The sequence below is a fragment of the Methanobrevibacter thaueri genome (assembly GCF_015062905.1).
Lineage (GTDB): Archaea > Methanobacteriota > Methanobacteria > Methanobacteriales > Methanobacteriaceae > Methanocatella > Methanocatella thaueri_A.
In genome coordinates this window covers 1-3,626 of record NZ_SUTK01000090.1, presented here as the reverse complement: position 1 = coordinate 3,626, position 3,626 = coordinate 1, and the positions used below count along the sequence as shown (strand labels likewise).

Below are 3,626 nucleotides of genomic sequence, written 5' to 3'. Positions count from 1 at the left end.
AAAATGACTCTATGTCTTTTTTGTGAAATTCATCTCCAACCTAAAAGAGGTCGGAGTATTCTTTCACTAATTTGATAAAAAATAAGATAATTATTTTCCTATATCTTCTACCAATTCTTTTGCATAAGGAGTTATGTTTTCATTGAGCATTCGCTCTAAGAATTCTCCGGTATATGTTCCGGCTTCAGCAACCTCTTCAGGAGTTCCGGTAGCAATCACTTCGCCACCTCCGTCTCCGCCTTCAGGACCGAGGTCAATTATATGGTCAGCAGTTTTAATGACATCCAAATTATGCTCAATTACAACTACTGAATTGCCTGCATCAGTCAATCTTGCCAGAACTTCCAGCAATCTTTTGATATCTGCAAAGTGAAGACCTGTAGTAGGCTCATCCAGAATATACAATGTTTTACCAGTATTGGTTCTTGACAACTCTTTTGCAAGCTTGATTCTTTGAGCTTCCCCACCGGACAAAGTTGTTGCAGGCTGACCTATTTTCATGTAGCCCAAACCGACATCATATAAAGTCTGAAGCTTTTTAGTGATTTTCGGAATGTTTTCAAAGAATTCCAATGCTTCTTCAACGGTCATTTCCAGGACTTCATAGATGTTTTTACCTTTGTATCTTATATCCAAAGTCTCTTCATTGTATCTCTTACCGCCGCAGACTTCACATGGGACGTAAACATCCGCCAGGAAGTGCATTTCAATTTGAACGATACCATCACCGGTACAAGCTTCACATCTTCCTCCCTTAACGTTGAAGGAGAATCTTCCAGGCTTGTAACCTCTTGCCTTTGACTCAGGAGTATTAGCAAACAGGTCACGGATATCAGTGAAAACGCCGGTATATGTTGCAGGATTTGATCTTGGAGTTCTTCCAATCGGCTTTTGGTCAATTGCAATGACCTTGTCAATGTTCTCCAATCCTTCTATTTCCTTGTATTTGCCGGCAAACATGAACTTTTTGGACAATTTGCCCTGTGCTCCCTTATAAAGAATTTCATTAATCAAACTGCTTTTACCGGAACCGCTTACACCTGTTACACAGGTAAATAATCCCAATGGAATTTCTACATCGATTTCCTTCAGGTTGTTTTGAGCGGCACCAATGATTTTTATGAATTTGCCGTTACCCTTACGCCTTTCCTTAGGAACATCAATCTTTTTAACTCTTGAGATGTACTGGCCTGTAATTGAGTCAGGATTGTTCATGATGTCCAATGGAGTTCCCTGAGCTACGACTTTACCACCATGCTCGCCCGCTCCAGGACCGATGTCAACAACATGGTCTGCAGACAGAATGGTCTCCTCATCGTGCTCTACGACAACAAGAGTATTTCCCAAGTCCTTAAGTCTTTTAAGAGCTTCAATCAGCTTAATGTTATCCCTTTGGTGGAGTCCTATACTAGGCTCATCCAAAATGTATAGAACACCTACAAGACCTGAACCGATTTGAGTCGCAAGCCTAATTCTTTGAGCCTCACCACCGGAAAGGGTACCTGAAGACCTTGACATTGACAGATAGTCAAGCCCCACTTCAACCAAAAAGCTTAAACGTTCCTTAATCTCTTTCAATACCTCTTTAGCAATGAACATTTCCCTTTCAGTCAGTTCCAAATCCTGGAAGAACTGATAGGAATCCTTAATTGCCAAGTCACAAACGTCGATGATTGACTTTCCACCAACAGTGACAGCCAATATTTCAGGCCTTAAACGTTTGCCGTCACATACATGACATTTCCTGTCGCTCATGAACTTGGAAATGTATTTTCTTGAATAGTTGGACTTGGTTTCAAAGTATAGCCTTTCCATTCTTGGGATTACACCTTCAAACTTACGGTTTACCATATAGGACTTGTTTCTTCTTTTGAAAGTGAATGGAATCTTGTCCTTGCAACCGTAAAGAATGGTATTCTGATATTCGCTGTCCAATTCATTGAACGGAACGTCCATGCTGAAGTTGAAGTGATTTGATACTGCTTCAAGCATCTGATAATAGTAATTTTCCCTTTTGGCTGACTTTGACCAAGGTGCAATTGCCCCCTCATTCAGTGTCAATGTCTTGTCGGGAACAATCAAATCAGGGTCGATTTCCATTTTGGAACCGATACCGTTACATTCAGGACATGCACCCTGAGGAGCGTTGAATGAAAACATCCTCGGAGTCAATTCCTCGAAGTTTATTCCACAGTCAACACAGGCAAAGTGCTCTGAGTATTTCTTCTCATACTTCTCCTCACCGTTGTCAAATAAAACTGTAATCAAACCGTCAGTGAATTCCGCTGCGGTTTCCAATGAATCCACAAGTCTCCTTTTAAAGTCAACGTCCTTTCTGATTTTCAGTCTGTCGACAACAACGTCAATATTGTGCCTGTAGGTCTTTGCAAGCTCGATGTCCTCATCAAGATCCCTGACTTCACCGTCTACACGGACCCTTACAAATCCCTTGTTTCTCAAATCATCAAGGACATCCTTGAATTGGCCTTTCTTATCCCGAACAACTGGAGACAATATGTGAATCTTGACCCCTTCGCCCTCTTCAATGACTGAATCTCCAATCTGTCCGATGGTCTGTTGCGAAATCTCCTTTCCACAGTTAGGACAGTGTGGAATTCCTATTCTTGCAAATAATAATCTTAAATAATCATAGATTTCAGTGATTGTACCTACGGTTGACCTTGGATTTTCCCTTGTTGTTTTCTGGTCAATTGAAATCGCAGGAGACAAACCCTCAATGGATTCCATTTCAGGCTTTTTCATCTGGCCCAAAAACTGTCTTGCATAAGCGGATAATGATTCAACATATCTACGCTGTCCTTCAGCATAAATTGTATCAAAAGCTAGAGAAGACTTTCCAGACCCACTGAGACCTGTAATTACAATAAACTCATCACGGGGAACACTGACATCAATATCCTGCAGGTTGTGCTCACGTGCACCCTTGATGACAATCTGTTTTTTATCTTCATTAGTCATGATTAAACTCCTTAATAATATTAGATACTCTCATATATAAAATACTTTAGAGAGCATTTGCAAAGTAATTGAAAATTAGATACTCTTAATTATGTTTTTAAAATTAATATAAATTGCGATATGGGCCTGAAACAATATTATAATCAGTCCATAATCCTTAAGCTGAAATCAATGTTTAAAAAAATAAAAAAAGGAGTTAATAGAAAGGATCCTGAATTTGAACTAACCTTTCATTAACATTTTGACGGGTCCATTTGGAACCCATATTATAATAGAAGTTATTGATTTTATTTTTAGCATATTTGCCTAAACTGTATTTAAGCTTGACAATCAGGCCAGAAGTGTCATAATCGTTGAAACGACCCTTCATATGGCTCACGGACAGCCAGTTTGTAGGAATGTCATGGCTTCCATAATCATAGTCTCCGGAAGGATTGCCGACCAGCACCATCTTGCCGTCCTTGCTTATGTCCAAAATGCTAACATAATGATTCCATGTATGGAATACTAAAGCACAGCCGCCTTTTTTAAGCTGTTTTAAAGCCTTGTTGAATGAACTTTTGTAGAAATAGCTGCATTTGAAATTGCATTTTTCCAAAGCATACTTAAGGCCGCTGGTACTTGAACCGCTGTATGAATTTGAACCT

Annotated in this window: 2 protein-coding genes; both read right to left on the bottom strand. The window is 39.7% G+C overall.

Annotated elements, in window-relative coordinates:
* Nucleotides 1-90: 90 nt before the first annotated feature.
* Entirely contained in the window at nucleotides 91-2,979 is a 2,889-nt protein-coding gene (uvrA, locus tag E7Z79_RS09510) for an excinuclease ABC subunit UvrA (protein ID WP_303739699.1), read from the bottom strand.
* A gap of 196 nt (nucleotides 2,980-3,175) precedes the next feature.
* Nucleotides 3,176-3,626 (bottom strand): hypothetical protein (locus E7Z79_RS09505; protein WP_303739698.1); only part of this gene is annotated, 451 nt, incomplete at its 5' end.